This window comes from Ferrimonas kyonanensis DSM 18153 (assembly GCF_000425405.1).
Classification (GTDB): Bacteria; Pseudomonadota; Gammaproteobacteria; order Enterobacterales; family Shewanellaceae; genus Ferrimonas; species Ferrimonas kyonanensis.
Genome location: NZ_KE384368.1, coordinates 1 through 15,553 on the forward strand (window position 1 = coordinate 1; position 15,553 = coordinate 15,553).

Below are 15,553 nucleotides of genomic sequence, written 5' to 3' on the forward strand. Positions count from 1 at the left end.
CGGGGATGAGCTTCACCTGATAGCCAGCCTGCTCAAGCCGCCTTCCCCAATAGTGGGAGCGGGCACAAGACTCCATGGCCACCAACGTTTTAGCAGGAAAGTTGCGCAGGGTATGAAGCAACTTCTCCCTTTTGACCTTGCGGTTCCATAGGATTGAACCATCCTCCTGCAGAACACATACCTGAAAAACACTCTTGGCTAAATCGATTCCAATGGCTTTAATAGACATGATGGACGCTCCTCTGGGAATTATGTTTCGCAACTTAATTCTGGCGCATTTGACGCCGTATCGTAGGGGGGCGTCCATCACATCACTGGATACCCGCGTTCGCGGGCACGACTGAGGGTTGATTAGGGTGCGAGGGAAACCGCAACCTCGATGGCGCCCCCCTCAAGCAATCACAACTGCCCACCCTTCCCGTGTCGCCCTTGCGAACGCGAGGGCCCAGTGACTTTGATTTTAACCTCGAGAAAGGCACTGGATTCTCGCCTGCGCAACAATGACAACGGCACAGACGCTGGGTACCCGCGTTCGCGGGCACGACTGAGGGTTGATTAGGGTGCGAGGGAAACCGCAACCTCGATGGCGTCCCCCTCAAGCAATCACAACTGCCCCACCCTGCTCGTGTCGCCCTTGCGAACGCGAGGGCCCAGTGGCTTTGGTTTTAACCTCGAGAAAGACACTGGATACCCGCCTTCACGGGTAAGACAGAAGAGGAATTGTCGCCCTTGCGGACGCGAGGGCCCAGTGGCTTTGATTTTAACCTTGAGAAAGGCACTGGATTCTCGCCTGCGCAAGAATGACCAAAGGTGCAGACGCTGGGTACCCGCGTTCGCGGGCACGGCGAAGGGAGATTAAGAGTAAGACGACAACGAACTGAACCCGGCTAGTACCAGCGCGCTTCCCCTTCGGGGCGGGTTTTCAGTACCTTCAGGAACCACATGTACTGCTCTGGGTGACAGGCGATGAGACGCTCCAGTTGCTGGTTTAACAGCACCGCCTCCTCCTCTTTGCAGCAGGTCTGGGTCAAATCCAGCGCCTCAAACACCTCTACGGTCATCTGTCCGCGGCGCTGGTCGATGCCAACGGTCAGAGGCAACACCTCGGCGCCGCCACAGTTAGCCAGTCGACCAATAACCGGCAGCGTGGCTTTTGAGGTGGCAAAAAAGTCGGCAAAAATGCTCTTCGCCGCACCGTGGTCCTGATCCGGCAGGTAGAAGAAACTCTCACCACGACGCAACCCCTGAACCAGAGTGCGCAGGCCAGCGTCTCGATGATATACGGTACCGCCAAAGCGACAGCGCTGACGACAACTGAACCAGTTAAACACCGGATTACGGTGGTGCTTCACCATTCCCATCATCGGCAGCCCCCAACTGGACAAGCGGGCACCGGCGTACTCGATGCCCCACAGGTGTGGCACCAGAAAAACAATGGGCTTACCTGCGGCGCGAGCCGCTTCGATGTGCTCCAGCCCCTGAATCTGAATTCGTTTCTCGAGCACCTTGCGAGAGCGAAACGCCAAAATTCCCATGCCCATGCCCACCGACACAAAGCTGTAGATCATGTTGTCGATGATGCGCACGGTATCCGCTTCGCTCATGTGCGGGAAACAGGCTTTCAGGTTCACTCGGGCGATGCGAATCGGTTTTTTACAAAACGGCTTTACGAGCGGAGTCAGCCCTTTTGCCAACCAATGGCGCACCGAGTGCGGCACAAAGGCAAACAGGCACATCAATGCCACCGCCAGCCAAGAGGGCCAGTACCTGGGCGCTAACATTCGAGCTGAAAACTCAACCTCATAAGGCTGATTGGAAGAAAGAGTCGTTGACATTTTACCGCGATCGCTGTCCGTGTAACCGCGTTCACCTTACCTGAACCCCGCCAGACTCACAACGATTACCCCCGCTGTAACAGCGGTTGGCGGACAGGATGGTGGTTGTTTGTCCACTTCGGGCCCTTGTCACAGGCCAATGTCAGCAGTGTGTCAGCCCAGGTCAGCGACGGTAAGGATCCGGCTCGCCGTCGGGACGACTTTTCAACACCTTAAGAATCCACATGTATTGCTCTGGCCTCGGGGTGATCAACGCTTCAATCTCTTCATTCATTCGACGGGCATCGTAAGCGGCATCGCCGGAGGGAAGATCGGTCATCGGCGGGCGGATGATCCCCTGAAATTTACCTCGGCGGGCATCGTAGCTGGCCACCATGGGAATCACCACAGCGCCTGTGGCATCCACCATCTTCCCCAAGCCGGGTAAGGTGGCTTTATGGGTGGCGAAGAACGGCACATACTGGCTGCGTTTCATGCCATGATCCTGATCCGGCAGATAGTAAGCGCTGTGGCCTTCGCGAATGGCATCCAGCAACCGCTTGATCCCCGCGCCGCGCCCAAACACTTTGCCACCATAACGGCTGCGACACTTTTGCATCAGGTAGTCCACCAACTCGTTTTTTTGCGGGTTAACCATGGTGGTCATTGGGTAACCCCGTGATGCCAGCAACACGCCGGGAAAATCGATAAACCAGGTGTGGGGCACCATAAAGATCACCGGTTGGCCGCTCTGAAGATACGGCATCAGGTGCTCTTCACCGATCAACTCTACATGGCGCTGCAGGTAACGTTCACTGCGCACCAACAACGTCGCACTGGCCATCAATGACATGCCGATGTGCCGATACATCTGATCCAGCACTCGATCCCGCTGAGCCTGATCCCACTGCGGGAAACACAACCTCAGATTCACCTCGGCGCGATGACGAGTCTTAGGCAACCCACGGCCAAACAGGTAGCCAATGCTGCCCCCGACGGCATCTCGAACCCGGTAAGGAAACAACGCCAACACGGCGGCAATGACCACAAACAGCCAGACGCCCAAATAGCGGGGGTGAAGGAATCGCCAGCCAAATTGCGGCCGGTGTTGAAAATCGGTGGGATGTTTTGCGCTGGTCACTCAGTTTCTCGCCTGTCTTATTGCTTGACCGCCCCAAACCCTGAGTTTGAGGGCGGTCACCGGCCAAAGTGATCAGTGAACCACGGGTTCACTGAACCGGCCCTTTATCGACTTTAAATCGGACGACGAATTATAGCAGAGTCCTTAAGCGTTTGGCGTTACGCCAGTGTAGAAAAACTTAATTCATTGGTGAAAATCGGTTACGCAGGACGATGCTCCACCACGGTCGCCCGCAGCAAGTTGTCGTGAATCGGACAACGATGGCAGGTTTTATCGAGAAACTGCTGCTTCTGCTCGTCACTGAGGTCGGCATCGATGTCCGCCACCACTTCAAACGACTTAAACCCAACAGGATCATCGCTCTCTTTACCCACCAAGCCAGCAGGGTTGAGAACGGCTTTAACGTCCACCTCGATGCCGCGTAACTCAAACTTCTCTTCCCGAGCCACCATCTTGCCGATGGTGGAGATGCATCCGGCCAATGAGAACAGAAACGTCTCCAATGGGTTGGCCCCCTCGTTGCCACCGCTGGGCTGATCGATGACCAGAGTATGGTCTCGAACCTGAGCCGTTACTTTCCAACCCTCAGTCATAGAGGAACGCACGTGGTAAATCTTGTCAGCCATGGCTACAAACCCTTACATTAGAAAAATCTTAACTATGCTATGCCAAGCCCGGAGCGGGTGCAAGTCTGCCTTTGACTTTATCGCTAGTGTGAGTGATCCTTTGTGGCCCGGATCACCTGAAGTAACCCCATGACACATCCTAAGGTCGGCATCGGCGTCATTATCCATCGAGACGATGGTAAGATTCTAATTGGTAAACGTAAAGGCAGCCACGCCCCCTATTACTCCATTCCTGGTGGCCATCTGGAACTGGGAGAAACCTTTGAGCAAACGGCGATACGCGAAGTGAAGGAGGAAACCGGCCTGAGCATTGCGGATCCCCGGGTCATTGCCATCACCAACAACCTGCGCACCTACCGTGAAGAGGGACAGCATTTTGTGTCGGTGGTGTTGGTGGCGCGACATGGCGGAGACACGCCGGTGAATTGCGAGCCGGACAAGTGCGAAGGCTGGCAATGGGTCGACCCGACCCAGTTGCCACAACCCCATTTTGATGCCAGTGAACAGAGCATCGCTTGCTACCTCAGTGGCAGCCACTACCTGCCACAGAGCGAACTCTGAATCTTAAAGGGCTTTCATCATCCAGCAGTCACAACTGTTGTGGCCGCTGTTGCCCCAGGGGCCATCCAGTGCCTCAAAACCATGGCGACGATACAGGTTTTGGGCCTGACTCATGGGACCAAAGGTCTCCAGATAACAGTGGTGGAAGCCCGCTTCCTCGGCAAACGCCAGCGCCTGAGCCAACAACGCCTGTCCCACCCCTTTGCCGCGGCAACTCGGTTTCAGATACATCTTCTGCAGTTCGCAGGTTGACGGCCAATGGCACTCAAACGGCGCGATGCCAACGCCCCCCACAACCGTCCCCTCAAGCTCCGCCACCCAATAACCACTGCGGCGACCGGTGTACACCTCGCTGAGGCGATCCAGTTCCGGATCCTGCCAGGCGAACCCTGGGCGATTGGCGCCAAACTCCGTCAGCACCTCTCGTATTATTTCAGCAATCTGCTGGTCATCTTGCGGTGAAATCTTGCGAATTTTCATGACCCTGCCCTAATCTGAGTGAAGCTCACAAAACAGAATAAAGTTCCCGCTCTTTTCTTACCATCCATTCTATTCAGTTGGCAAATTTGTAAGAATGGCAATGAGACGTACAGCAAATGAGCCGGATTCACCCCTGGGCGGATCACACAAAAACGATACAGGTGCACAGACTCTAGGATGAAACAGCTTTCCTACGCCCTTGAGGACAATCAGGCGCTGACTAGGCTGCTCGACGCGCCGGAGCTGCATCAGGCCGCAGACGCGGCCCATGCCATGCTGATTCAGCTATACAGTGCCAGCCAGGACAGCTCCTGGTGTCGAGACATCACCGCCGCCCTGATCGAACGTTTTCCCGCAGCGCAACTGGTTGGCGCATCCACCACCGGTGAGATTCAGCAGGGCCGAACCCTGACCGGCCACACCGTGGTCGGATTCACCCTGTTTGAAGACAGCGACGTATACAGCCTCAGCCTGCCCTGTCAACGGGGCGAAGAACACGGCATCGGCCGCCAGCTGCGCAGTCAACTGGATCAGTTTGAACACGTGGCTGGCGTGCTGCTGCTGGCAACCACCATCTCAGTGGACGCCAATGATATACTGGCCGAGTTGAACCGAACCCCATTGCCGTTTCCGGTGTTTGGCGGCGGCGCCGCCGACTACGGCACCATGAGTCAATCGTTGTTGATGCATCAGGGACGTTGCCTGGACAGCGGTGTGGTCGCGGTGGTGTTTTGTGGCCGAAATCTGCACCTGAGTCGCCACACCTATTTAGGCTGGCGACCGCTGAGCAAAACCATGACCGCCACCGAGGTCAAAAATCGTTCCCTGAAACTGATCGACAACCGCCCGGCTTTTGAGGTGCTTTCCCGCTACCTGAACATCGCCAACGACGACAACTTTTACCTGAACTCGCTGGAATTCCCGCTGATGATTCAGCGCAATCAGCAACTCATCGCTCGAGTACCGGTCGGCGTCGCCCGGGATCGCTCCATCGAGTTCATCGCCGACATTCGACAGGGTGAAAAGCTACGACTCGGCTACGGCGATCCCAAATTGATCATTCGCGATGCGCAGCAGGTGCACCGTAGCATGGCTCAATTTGGTCCACAGGCAGTGTTTCTCTACAGCTGCGGTTGTCGCCGCTTCCTGATGCAAGACGATGTGGAACTGGAAACGCTGCCGTTTCAGAGCATGGCACCCACCTTTGGTTTCTATACCTATGGCGAGTTTTTTGCCGAACGCGGTCAGGTGGAGTTTCTCAACTCCACCATGGTGGCCATCGGAATGAGGGAGGGAGCAAAATCCAATCACCGCCGCCCTCCTCTGCAATCCGAACCATCCAGCATCGATGCGGCGATGGACGACCCCTACGCCAATCAGCACATTCGCATCATCGAGCGGCTGGTGCACTTTGTCGATGCCGTCACCGCAGAGCTGCAACAGACCAGTGACGAATTACAGGAAGTGACCATCGTCGACAAGCTGACTCAGCTGCCCAATCGCTACCAGATGGACACCCTGCTGGCCCGGGAACTGGCCCATGCCCAACGCGCTCAACACCAGTTTTCGCTAATCTTGGTGGACATCGATCAACTGAGGAAGATTAACGAACGACATGGCCGACTGGTGGGCGATGAAGTGGTAGCGGAGATCGCCCAACTGCTGGCCACCCACACCCGCCGAACCGACATCGTCGGCCGCTGGCAGGGAGGGACCTTTATGGTGATTCTGCCCGACACCGAGTTGCAGGAAGCCAAGGTGGCCGCCATTAAGCTGTACGCCATGATTGGTCAGACCCACTTTACCCACGGTGACCATTGCTCGGCCAGCCTGGGAGTCAGCTGCCATCAGCCCGGCTTTACCCTGCACCAGACCCTGAACCGAATCAACCTGGCTCTGCAGCAAGCCAAGTCCGCCGGCGGCAACCAGATACAAACCCTGGCCTAATCCACCGCCACCAGTCCCTGCTCCGTCAGCCGGAAACGGCGCTCGATCACGATGTGAGCGGGGGTTGCCATCGGCTCATCGTCACCACGTACCCGCATTGACACTCGCACTTCACCGGCGATCACGCTCAGCCCATCCAGGCCAATGCGATCACCGAGAAACACCGATTCCCGCGGCAACCAGTCACAGCCCTGAGCCAGGTTGGCGGACAGGTAATAGAAGCTGCCGCTGCCACCACCATCGAAGCGCACGATATCCACCAGATCGGCATTACCATCGCCATTGAGGTCACCGCGGGCGGCCAGCATCTGCACATAGCCTTTAGAGGGCACCTGCACCAGCTCTCCTTCGATCTGGTGCAGTGGTGAGGGGGTAGGCTCACAATCCGGAACCGACGCACTCTGACAGCCTCCCAGCCCCAACAACAACAGCCAACACAGAGACCTCATGATTCGCTCCAAATCGCCAACTCATTACCTCCTGGCTCCACAAAGTGGAACCGACGCCCCCCGGGAAACTCAAAAATGGGTTTTACAATCCGGCCACCGGCGGCCCGAACCCGATCAAGGCTGGCACCGAGATCGCTGCTGTGCAGTACCAGCAGTGGCGCACCGTCCGCCGTGGTGGCCACCTTGGGATTATAAAATAGCCCGCCACTGAGCTCCGGAGTGGTAAAAGCGCTGTAATCCGGGCCGTAGTCCTGAAATGGCCAGCCAAACGCCGCCTCGAAGAAGCCCTTGCTGGCGTCCAGATCGGCACTGGCAAACTCGATGTAGTTGATGGTTTCTGCCACCGGTTACTCCTGTATCAGCCATCGGCTGCGAATGCAGGCGGCCACGGTCTCCGCCCAGTGTTGATAGACCGGCGCTCCGGGGTGAAAGCCATCGGCGGCCATCACCTCGCCTCGAAGCGCCTGTGAAAATTCGATGCGATCGCAATCAGGTTGCTGCGCCAGCCACTGCTTCAGACTGCCGTCCAGGCTCAGCGCGTGCTGCCCCAAGGTCCAGCGCAGCGGCTGAGGCAGCGCCGGAAACTGACCCAACGGCGGCATCGCCGATACGATCACCTGTTTGCACTGGTATTTGTCCCGAAGCAACTGCACCAGAGTCTGTTGCTGCCGAAGCCAACGACGTCGAGATACTCCTCGAGTAACGTCATTGACGCCCAGAGAGGTTACCACCACATCGAAGGGTTCCGCCCGGCGCTTACTCATGTAGCGCAGCATCTTGGCGGTGGTGAGACCACTGCGGGCAATCAATCGCCACTGCAGCTGATACTGGTCTTGCAACCGAGCCATCAACTGACCGCTCAACGCTCGCTGCTGCTGGTCGACGCCAACACCGGCGGCGGCGGAGTCTCCCAGCACCAAAATCCTCAACGGCCGCCCCAGCCCCAGTTCGCCACAACGACGGCCCCTGGCTTCCGGCAATCGCACGATATTACGCCGCACCTGTATGCCCTGATACAGCAACAATGGCCACAGCACCGTGGTGGCCAGTAGATACCTCATGATCGATTCCTTTCAAACCTATGGGCTACTATCTCTCTATCATATACAAAAAAACCCAGCCATCACGGCTGGGTTTTAACTTTGGTATGAACGGATCAGGCGTCAGCCGAATCCAACTCCAAGTCTTCGACTCTGGCTTTTAATTTTTGCCCTGGACGAAAGGTCACCACTCGGCGCGCACTGATCGGAATGTCTTGTCCGGTCTTTGGGTTGCGCCCCGGGCGTTGGTTTTTGTCCCTGAGTTCGAAGTTACCAAAACCCGACAGTTTCACTTGTTCGCCACTTTCCAGTGCCAAGCGGATTTCCTCGAAATACGCCTCTACCAGATCCTTGGCATCTTTTTTGTGAATGCCGAGAGTTTCGGTCAGGTGTTCTGCCATTTCGGCTTTGGTTAAGGCCATGATATCAGTCCCTCAACTGAGCGTTGAACTCTTTGGCAAGAGAAGCAACGATGGTATCAACAGCGTCGGCGATGTCTTGTTCTTCCAGCGTACGCTCGACGTCTTGCAAGGTCAGGGCGATGGCAAGGCTCTTTTGGCCTTCCTCAATTCCCTTTCCTCGGTATACATCGAATAAGTTTACGCCAACCAGTTGTTTTACGCCAATTTTCTTGATCAAGCTTGTTACATCTCCCGCGCCGATAGCCTCATCAACCACGATGGCGATGTCACGACGGCTGGCGGTGAACTTGGAAATGGCGCTGGCTTCGGGTACCTGGCTGTCGGCGATAGCCGCTTGTTCGATCTCGAACACCAGGGTACGGCCGTTAAGACCCAGTTTCTTTTCATGCTGAGGGTGAATGGCACCAATCAGGCCCACCACCTTGCCGGCTTTGACAATTTCAGCGCTCTGCCCCGGGTGCAGAGCCGGATTGCTGGTGCTGCGGAAGCTGAAGGCATCGGCGTCATTGGTCAGGGCCAGCATCGCTTCTACGTCACCTTTTAGGTCGTAGAAGTCGACAGCGCGAGCGGGCATCTCCCAATGCTCGTCGCTTGCCTGCCCGGCAATCACACCGGCCACCATCACTTCCTGACGAATGCCGTTTTCAGCCTGCTCGTCGGGAATAAAGCGCAACCCGGTTTCAAACAGGCGCACCCGCGACTGCTGACGGGCTTGGTTATAGGCAACAGAGCCCAACAAACCCGTCCACAGAGACAGACGCATGGCCGACATCTCAGAGGAAATTGGGTTCGGCAGCACCAGAGGCTCAACCCCTGGATGCAGGCGCTCTTGCAGCTTAGGATCCACGAAGCTGTAGGTGATCGCTTCCTGGTAACCGCGATCCACAAACAGAGAACGAACTCGTTTCAGAGACAGATCGGCTTCACGGTGCTCTGGCATTTCCAGGGTAGCCACCGGGGCCAGGTTAGGGATGCTGTTGTAGCCGTAGATGCGCGCCACCTCTTCAATGAGGTCTTGCTCGATGGCCATATCAAAACGCCAGCTTGGCGCTTTAGCCTGCCATCCGCCGTCGACCACGCTGACATCACAGCCCAGACGAGTCAGAATTTCTGCCACGTCGTCATCACCGATGTGGTGACCCAGCAGGTTGTCCAGCTTCTCGCGACGCAGGGTAATGGTGGCCGCCTGAGGCAGATGCTGTTCAGACACCGCTTCCACAACCGGGCCCACTTCACCACCACAAATCTCAACCAACAGTGCCGTAGCACGTTCCATCGCCTTGGCCTGAAGCTGAGGATCCACCCCGCGCTCGTAACGGTGCGAGGCATCGGTGTGCAGTCCGTAGGCACGGGAACGGCCCAGAATCGCCAGTGGTGCAAAGAAGGCACACTCCAGCAACACGTTTTGAGTCTCGCCATTCACGCCGCTGTGCTCACCACCGAAGATCCCCGCCAGAGCCAGAGGCCCCTTGTCATCGGCAATCAACAGGGTATCGCTGTTGGGTTTGCATTCACTGCCGTCCAGCAGGGTCAGTTCATCCCCCTCTTTGGCCAGACGCACCTGGACGTCGCCGTTAAGGGTGTCCAGATCAAAAGCGTGCATCGGCTGACCCAGCTCCAACATCACGTAACCGGTGATGTCGACGATGGCGTCGATAGAGCGGATACCACCACGGCGCAGTTTTTCCTGCATCCACAGCGGCGTCGGCGCTTTCACATTAACGTTTTTAATGACCCGGCCCAGATAACGCGGACACTGCTCCGGCGCCTCGACCTTGATGGTCACGCGATCATCAATGCTTGGAGCCACCGGGCTCACCTGTGGCTCGGTGACCGGCAGACGATTGAGTACGCCCACTTCACGAGCCAGGCCAGACAGGCCGAAACAGTCGGCGCGGTTGGCGGTCAGATCCACCTCGATGATGCTGTCATCCAGGTTCAAGAACTCACGGAAATCGGTACCGATAACGGCATCTGCCGGCAGTTCCAGAATGCCATCGCTTTCCACGTCGATGCCCAGCTCAGAGAAAGAGCACAGCATGCCGTGGGACGGCTGGCCACGGAGCTTGGCCTTTTTAATCTTGAAGTTACCCGGCAGGACGGCGCCCACCACGGCCACGGCCACTTTCAGGCCCTGGCGGCAATTTGGCGCGCCACAGACGATGTCCAACAGCTCATCGCCGCCGACATTAACCTTAGTTACACGCAGCTTATCGGCATCGGGATGCTGGCCGCATTCAACCACTTCCCCGACTACCACACCGGAAAACTCACCGGCAACCGCTTCTACACCGTCCACTTCCAGGCCGGCCATGGAGATCTGTTCGGAAAGCTCGTTGGTCGAGATGGCAGGGCTTACCCACTCACGCAACCAGGATTCACTGAATTTCATTGTCGGCCTCTTACTGGAACTGTTTCAGGAAACGCAGGTCGTTCTCGAAGAACGAACGCAGGTCGTTAACGCCATAGCGCAACATGGTCAGGCGTTCTACACCCATACCAAAAGCAAAGCCAGAGTACTTCTCCGGATCGATGCCGACTGCGGTCAGTACATTCGGGTGCACCATGCCGCAACCCAGTACCTCCAGCCATTTACCGTTCTTGCCCATCACGTCCACTTCCGCGGAAGGTTCGGTGAAGGGGAAGTAAGAGGGACGGAAACGCACCTGCAGATCTTCTTCAAAGAAGTTACGCAGGAATTGATGCAGCACCCCTTTCAGTTCAGCGAAGCTGACTTTTTCCGCCACAACCAGGCCTTCTACCTGATGGAACATCGGCGTGTGAGTCTGATCGTAATCGTTTCGGTATACTCGGCCCGGGCAAATGATGCGGATCGGCGGCTGCTGCTTCTCCATGGTACGGATCTGCACACCACTGGTGTGAGTACGCAACATCAGCTCAGGATTAAAGAAGAAAGTATCGTGCTCTGCTCGGGCCGGGTGATGGGCCGGAATGTTCAGGGCATCGAAGTTGTGGAAGTTGTCTTCCACCTCCGGACCGGTGCTCACAGAGAAACCGATCTCAGCAAAAAACTGTTCAATACGCTCGATGGTACGGGTCACCGGGTGCAGACCGCCAGCGGCCAGTTTTCGGCCCGGCGCCGTTACGTCGATGGCCTCTTCCGCCAACTTGGCGTTCAGGGCTTCGGTTTGCAGGGATTCAATGCGGGCATGCAGGGCGCGTTGTACCTGCTGTTTGCCTTCGTTGATCGCCTGGCCCGCCTTAGGGCGCTCCTCTGCGGACAGAGAACCCAGTGATTTCATCAGAGCGGTAATTTCGCCCTTCTTGCCCAGGAATTGTACCCGGATTTCGTCAAGCGCCTTCAGGTCGCTGGCGGCGTCTACCGCAGCCAAACCTTTAGCGACAATTTCTGCTAATTGCTGCATGATTGTTTTTTCTCTGTACCAACCGCGAATAAGGGGGGAGAGTTTCCGTGAAAACGGTAAATTGTACTGCATTGTCGACCCAAGCTAAACCGCTATTTATCGGCAAAACGGCACTATTCCCGGCTTAACAGCAGTTTTCCGCAATTTTGATTGGCTGTCATCCGCTGGTGGGCGGTTTCCACCTGGCTCCAGGGGTAGACGCTGTCCACAGTTGCCCTCAGCTCACCCTCCGCCAGTGCAGCACCAAACTCGGCTTCAAAATCACTGATTAAGTTGGCTTTATAAGCCTCACTTCGGTTTCGCAGTGTCGACCCCATCAGGGTAATTCGTTTACTCAGCAACGGCGCAAAGTCCAGTTCGCCATAGCGACCGCCGAGCATCGACAGGCTCACCAGCCTGGCATCTCGATTCATCACCTTGAGATTGCCCTTCAAATAGTCACCGCCGACAACATCCACGACCACATCGACGCCGGGACAGGCTTGTGGCCAGGGGCCGCTGCAGTAGTTTATGGCCTGATGTGCCCCCAGTTGGCGACAGTATTCGGCCTTTGCCTCGCTGGAGCAGGTCACCACCACCGTGGCATCGGCATGATGAGCCAATTGAATGGCGGCACTGCCCACCCCGGAGGCGCCGGCATGAATCAGCACCGTCTCTCCGGCCCGAAGTCCAGCCAGAGCAAACAGCGCCTGATACGCAGTTAAAAACGCCTCAGGAATGGCCGCCCCTTGTTCAAAGCTCAAGGTGTCCGCCAGCGCCATCACCTGGCCCGGTGGCACCCGGACCTCAGACGCATAGCCTCCACCATCCAGCAGTGCCATCACTCGTTGGCCACGGCGCCAAGGACCGCAATCAAAGGCGATCTCCCCCGCCACCTCCAGACCCAGGATATCACTGGCCCCCGGAGGGGGCGGATACTGACCGGCGCGCTGCAGCAGATCGGCCCGATTGATGCCACTGGCTTTAACCCGAATCAGGGGCCAGTGGTCGGGGGCAGCCAGTGGCGGCACCTCTTTGGTGACTAACTGACCTGTCGGCCCAATTGTTATCGCTTTCATTAGCGACTCCCGATCATGAATGAGGAATGTTTGTGATCCACATCACCAAACCCGTCAGAATCCCTAAAGGGAATTCACCAGGGTTCGATATCATTTGGAAGTTGTTGTATTTACTGCTTTTGAGAGCATACATGTCTGACTCTAATACCCTTGGTTGGCTGGATCGTCTACTGATCAGCCTCTCTCTTCGTGCAAAGTTCGCTCTGCTGGCGGTGTTCCCACTGCTGGGATTTCTGCTAGTGGCCGGTGCCGTACTCAGCTCGGTTGAAACCGAGTTGGTGCACGCTCATCAGCAGGAGCAACTTCAGCAAGCTGACCATATTGCCAAGGTTCTGACCGCCTTGCCGGTCGATGCCCGGCAACAGGCGCTGTCAAATCTGGGCGATGTCAGGCTAATGGCGCAAAACAGTGACTACACACTGGCACAAGCGGCCCGGTCAGGCAAACCCCTGGTCAACGGCAACCAGGTGCGAACTGCCGCCTTAATTGGCTCCGATCAGATGGTGGTGGTCAACGACAGCTTCAGTGTCAATGAGGAACTGATCCGCATCTTCAAACTGCCACTGATTCTGATAGTCTTCGTGGCGGCCTTTTGTACCACCTGGGCCGTGGTGGTTCGTCGTTTTGTTATCGGTTCCATGGACTTCATGCGCGAAGTGATGGCCAAGGCCTGTGCCAACGATCTGACCGTGAGCCTCGACTTTGCCCCCGGCCGGGATGACTTTCGTCCCCTGGCAAACTCCATCGATGCCCTCATCGCCACCCGCCGCAATGTGGTCAATACCCTGAGGGTGATCTCCGATAACATTAACGCCTCGGCTCATCAGGTGCTGAACCAGAGCCAGACCTCCAACGACATGGCCATTGGCCAACGTGAACACCTGGACAGCCTGGCCTCGGCCATGGAAGAGATGACCGCCACGGTGAAGGAGGTGGCGACCCACGCCGAGCACACCGCCGATGAGACCCGTCAGGCCAATGAGCAGTCTCAGCATGGCCATAAGAACATTCAGGATACCGTGACCGCCATTGAGGCACTGGTCAGTGACGTCCACAACGCTTCCGCCGCCGTCAATCAGGTACACAGCAACGCCGCCAAAATTGATGAGGTCGTCACCACCATCAATGGCATCTCCGAGCAGACCAATCTGCTGGCCCTGAATGCCGCCATTGAAGCGGCTCGAGCCGGAGAGCAGGGTCGCGGCTTTGCGGTGGTTGCCGATGAGGTTCGTACTTTGGCTGCACGCACTCAGGACGCCACCGTCGAGATTCAGAAGATGATCGAAGAGCTGCAAACCGGGACCCAGAGCCTGGAGCAGGTGATGGCCAGCACCGTCACCATGGCCGAGTCCGGCCGCAGTCTCATCAGTAAGACCGGCGAGGATCTACAGAAGATCACCGAACATTCGGACCGGGTTAATAGCATGAGTGCCCAGATCGCTACTGCGGCTGAGCAGCAGACCGCCGTTGCCAACGAGATCGCCGCCAACCTGACTCAGGTTCGCAACCAATCTCATGAAGTGGAGATGGCCGCTCAGGAGTCAACCGCCGGTTGCAATGAGCTCACTCGAACTGCCGATGACCTTAAAGAGCGCCTCTCTGGTCTGCGTACCTAAACATCATCAGTAATTCCAAACCGATATCAGCCTCGTCATCGACGAGGCTGATTCATTTTTGCGATCTTTTTCACCATTGTGGCTAGAGAACAGACCACTGTCCCCCTATCCTTTCCCATATTGATGCTGGTAAACTGGCGCTAAATCAGACAAAGGTATGACCTTTGTACAATGAGAGACCGGTGGTTCCCATCTCCGAGTCTCCTGTTGACCCCCACTCGACGTAGGAAGATCAGATACGATGCTGAACCCGGCTGCCCTTAGCGCAGATGAAGCAAGCCGCTATCACACGCTCCTGCAAACCCACTCCGGCACCGAAGTGGCGCTGCGTGCCATTCGGCCCGACGATAAATACCAGATGCTGGACATCTACCCCACTTTGTCCCCCCGCACTCTGTACATGCGGTTCTTTCGAGTGATCGATGCCCCATCACTGGAAGATATCGCCCGCTACACCACCGTGGACTTCGATCTGCAACTGGCGTTCGTCATTACCCTCGGGCCCGAACAACGCATGGTGGCCGCCGGGCGCCTGATTCGCGCTACCCCTCAATCCAAAGTGGCAGAGCTTTCCTGTCTGGTGGTGGATGATTGCCAGAATCGTGGCATTGGCAGCGTATTGGTGTCTGAGTTATTTAAAACCGGTCATTTGTGGGGCGTAGACCAAGTGATCGCTCTGGTGCACAGTGAAAACCACCCGATGCTCAGGCTACTGAAAAATCAGGGTTACCCCTGCGAGATGTTGTACGACGAAGGGGAATTCACCGTCACTCTGGACATCAGTCAGGAGCCCTCCCAGGTCAACAGTGTCAGCTACCAGACCTCCATTGGCGCCATGCATCAGGCGGTATAACCACGCGCCTGCCACCACACTCACACCGTGTCACCCTGGCAAATGCGAGGGCACGCGGCTTGGGTATTTCCCCCAAGAAAAGACACTGGGTACCCGCGTCCGCGGGCACGACGGAAGGTGGATTCGAGTATTAAGGAAACCGTAAGCCAGATGGCGTCCG

At 56.8% G+C, this 15,553-nt stretch carries 16 protein-coding genes; 4 read left to right on the top strand and 12 right to left on the bottom strand.

The features are described from left to right. From H598_RS25145 to H598_RS0120615, 4 genes are all read right to left on the bottom strand, one after another. Window positions 1-229, bottom strand: a 229-nt coding sequence (locus H598_RS25145) for an IS110 family transposase (RefSeq protein WP_169629323.1), incomplete at its 3' end; no start/stop codon positions are given. A gap of 658 nt (window positions 230-887) precedes the next feature. Further along, entirely contained in the window at window positions 888-1,835 is a 948-nt protein-coding gene (gene lpxM, locus H598_RS0120605; RefSeq protein ID WP_028114693.1) for a lauroyl-Kdo(2)-lipid IV(A) myristoyltransferase, read from the bottom strand. 163 nt (window positions 1,836-1,998) lie between these two features. Next, window positions 1,999-2,955, bottom strand: a complete 957-nt coding sequence (gene lpxM, locus H598_RS0120610; RefSeq protein WP_028114694.1) for a lauroyl-Kdo(2)-lipid IV(A) myristoyltransferase — start codon at window positions 2,953-2,955, stop codon at window positions 1,999-2,001. Between the two features lie 200 nt (window positions 2,956-3,155). Continuing rightward, a complete protein-coding gene (locus H598_RS0120615) occupies window positions 3,156-3,581 on the bottom strand; it encodes an OsmC family protein (RefSeq protein WP_028114695.1) in 426 nt (141 codons plus the stop codon). Between the two features lie 129 nt (window positions 3,582-3,710). Here H598_RS0120615 and H598_RS0120620 point away from each other — a divergent pair, with 129 nt between their 5' ends. Next, window positions 3,711-4,142 (top strand): nucleotide triphosphate diphosphatase NUDT15, encoded by a 432-nt coding sequence (locus H598_RS0120620; RefSeq protein ID WP_028114696.1) that lies wholly within the window; start codon window positions 3,711-3,713, stop codon window positions 4,140-4,142. Window positions 4,143-4,145: 3 nt separating this feature from the next. Here the strand turns inward: H598_RS0120620 and H598_RS0120625 are convergent, their stop codons facing one another. Continuing rightward, the gene (locus H598_RS0120625; RefSeq protein WP_028114697.1) at window positions 4,146-4,622 is read right to left on the bottom strand and encodes a GNAT family N-acetyltransferase; all 477 of its coding nucleotides are present in this window, start codon (window positions 4,620-4,622) and stop codon (window positions 4,146-4,148) included. A gap of 177 nt (window positions 4,623-4,799) precedes the next feature. Here H598_RS0120625 and H598_RS0120630 point away from each other — a divergent pair, with 177 nt between their 5' ends. Continuing rightward, window positions 4,800-6,569 carry a sensor domain-containing diguanylate cyclase gene (locus H598_RS0120630; protein WP_028114698.1) on the top strand — a complete coding sequence of 590 codons (1,770 nt, stop codon included), beginning with the start codon at window positions 4,800-4,802 and terminating at the stop codon, window positions 6,567-6,569. Here H598_RS0120630 and H598_RS0120635 read toward each other — a convergent pair. The 7 genes from H598_RS0120635 to H598_RS0120665 all read right to left on the bottom strand — a co-directional run bounded on the left by H598_RS0120635 (window position 6,566) and on the right by H598_RS0120665 (window position 12,924). Continuing rightward, on the bottom strand, window positions 6,566-7,018 hold the full coding sequence (locus tag H598_RS0120635; protein WP_028114699.1) for a hypothetical protein: 453 nt from the start codon (window positions 7,016-7,018) through the stop codon (window positions 6,566-6,568). The genes H598_RS0120630 and H598_RS0120635 overlap by 4 nt on opposite strands. After that, window positions 7,015-7,362, bottom strand: a complete 348-nt coding sequence (locus tag H598_RS0120640; protein WP_028114700.1) for a VOC family protein — start codon at window positions 7,360-7,362, stop codon at window positions 7,015-7,017. The genes H598_RS0120635 and H598_RS0120640 overlap by 4 nt, the downstream gene beginning before the upstream one ends. A 3-nt stretch (window positions 7,363-7,365) precedes the next feature. After that, the gene (locus H598_RS0120645) at window positions 7,366-8,079 is read right to left on the bottom strand and encodes an SGNH/GDSL hydrolase family protein (protein WP_028114701.1); all 714 of its coding nucleotides are present in this window, start codon (window positions 8,077-8,079) and stop codon (window positions 7,366-7,368) included. Between the two features lie 95 nt (window positions 8,080-8,174). Further along, window positions 8,175-8,480, bottom strand: a complete 306-nt coding sequence (locus H598_RS0120650) for an integration host factor subunit alpha (RefSeq protein ID WP_028114702.1) — start codon at window positions 8,478-8,480, stop codon at window positions 8,175-8,177. Between the two features lie 4 nt (window positions 8,481-8,484). After that, window positions 8,485-10,872, bottom strand: coding sequence for a phenylalanine--tRNA ligase subunit beta (gene pheT, locus H598_RS0120655; RefSeq protein WP_028114703.1), 2,388 nt, complete (start codon window positions 10,870-10,872; stop codon window positions 8,485-8,487). 10 nt (window positions 10,873-10,882) lie between these two features. Continuing rightward, window positions 10,883-11,866 (bottom strand): phenylalanine--tRNA ligase subunit alpha, encoded by a 984-nt coding sequence (pheS, locus tag H598_RS0120660; protein WP_028114704.1) that lies wholly within the window; start codon window positions 11,864-11,866, stop codon window positions 10,883-10,885. Window positions 11,867-11,979: 113 nt separating this feature from the next. Then, window positions 11,980-12,924 (bottom strand): NAD(P)H-quinone oxidoreductase, encoded by a 945-nt coding sequence (locus H598_RS0120665; protein ID WP_028114705.1) that lies wholly within the window; start codon window positions 12,922-12,924, stop codon window positions 11,980-11,982. Between the two features lie 131 nt (window positions 12,925-13,055). On the opposite strand from H598_RS0120665, the gene H598_RS0120670 reads away from it, so the two are divergent. Together H598_RS0120670 and H598_RS0120675 are read left to right on the top strand one after the other, a co-directional pair. Then, a complete protein-coding gene (locus H598_RS0120670; protein ID WP_028114706.1) occupies window positions 13,056-14,540 on the top strand; it encodes a methyl-accepting chemotaxis protein in 1,485 nt (494 codons plus the stop codon). A 241-nt stretch (window positions 14,541-14,781) separates the two neighbouring features. Then, window positions 14,782-15,393, top strand: a complete 612-nt coding sequence (locus tag H598_RS0120675; RefSeq protein ID WP_028114707.1) for a GNAT family N-acetyltransferase — start codon at window positions 14,782-14,784, stop codon at window positions 15,391-15,393. Window positions 15,394-15,553 lie beyond the last annotated feature (160 nt).

Excerpts from the sequence above, each read along its gene's own strand:
- H598_RS0120670 (WP_028114706.1), top strand. The coding sequence starts at position 13,056 with ATGTCTGACTCTAATACCCTTGGTTGGCTGGATCGTCTACTGATCAGC.
- H598_RS0120620 (WP_028114696.1), top strand. The coding sequence starts at position 3,711 with ATGACACATCCTAAGGTCGGCATCGGCGTCATTATCCATCGAGACGAT.
- H598_RS0120650 (WP_028114702.1), bottom strand. The coding sequence starts at position 8,480 with ATGGCCTTAACCAAAGCCGAAATGGCAGAACACCTGACCGAAACTCTC.
- H598_RS0120665 (WP_028114705.1), bottom strand. The coding sequence starts at position 12,924 with ATGAAAGCGATAACAATTGGGCCGACAGGTCAGTTAGTCACCAAAGAG.
- H598_RS0120630 (WP_028114698.1), top strand. The coding sequence starts at position 4,800 with ATGAAACAGCTTTCCTACGCCCTTGAGGACAATCAGGCGCTGACTAGG.
- H598_RS0120625 (WP_028114697.1), bottom strand. The coding sequence starts at position 4,622 with ATGAAAATTCGCAAGATTTCACCGCAAGATGACCAGCAGATTGCTGAA.
- pheS (WP_028114704.1), bottom strand. The coding sequence starts at position 11,866 with ATGCAGCAATTAGCAGAAATTGTCGCTAAAGGTTTGGCTGCGGTAGAC.
- H598_RS0120675 (WP_028114707.1), top strand. The coding sequence starts at position 14,782 with ATGCTGAACCCGGCTGCCCTTAGCGCAGATGAAGCAAGCCGCTATCAC.
- H598_RS0120615 (WP_028114695.1), bottom strand. The coding sequence starts at position 3,581 with ATGGCTGACAAGATTTACCACGTGCGTTCCTCTATGACTGAGGGTTGG.
- lpxM (WP_028114693.1), bottom strand. The coding sequence starts at position 1,835 with ATGTCAACGACTCTTTCTTCCAATCAGCCTTATGAGGTTGAGTTTTCA.
- H598_RS0120645 (WP_028114701.1), bottom strand. The coding sequence starts at position 8,079 with ATGAGGTATCTACTGGCCACCACGGTGCTGTGGCCATTGTTGCTGTAT.
- pheT (WP_028114703.1), bottom strand. The coding sequence starts at position 10,872 with ATGAAATTCAGTGAATCCTGGTTGCGTGAGTGGGTAAGCCCTGCCATC.
- H598_RS0120635 (WP_028114699.1), bottom strand. The coding sequence starts at position 7,018 with ATGAGGTCTCTGTGTTGGCTGTTGTTGTTGGGGCTGGGAGGCTGTCAG.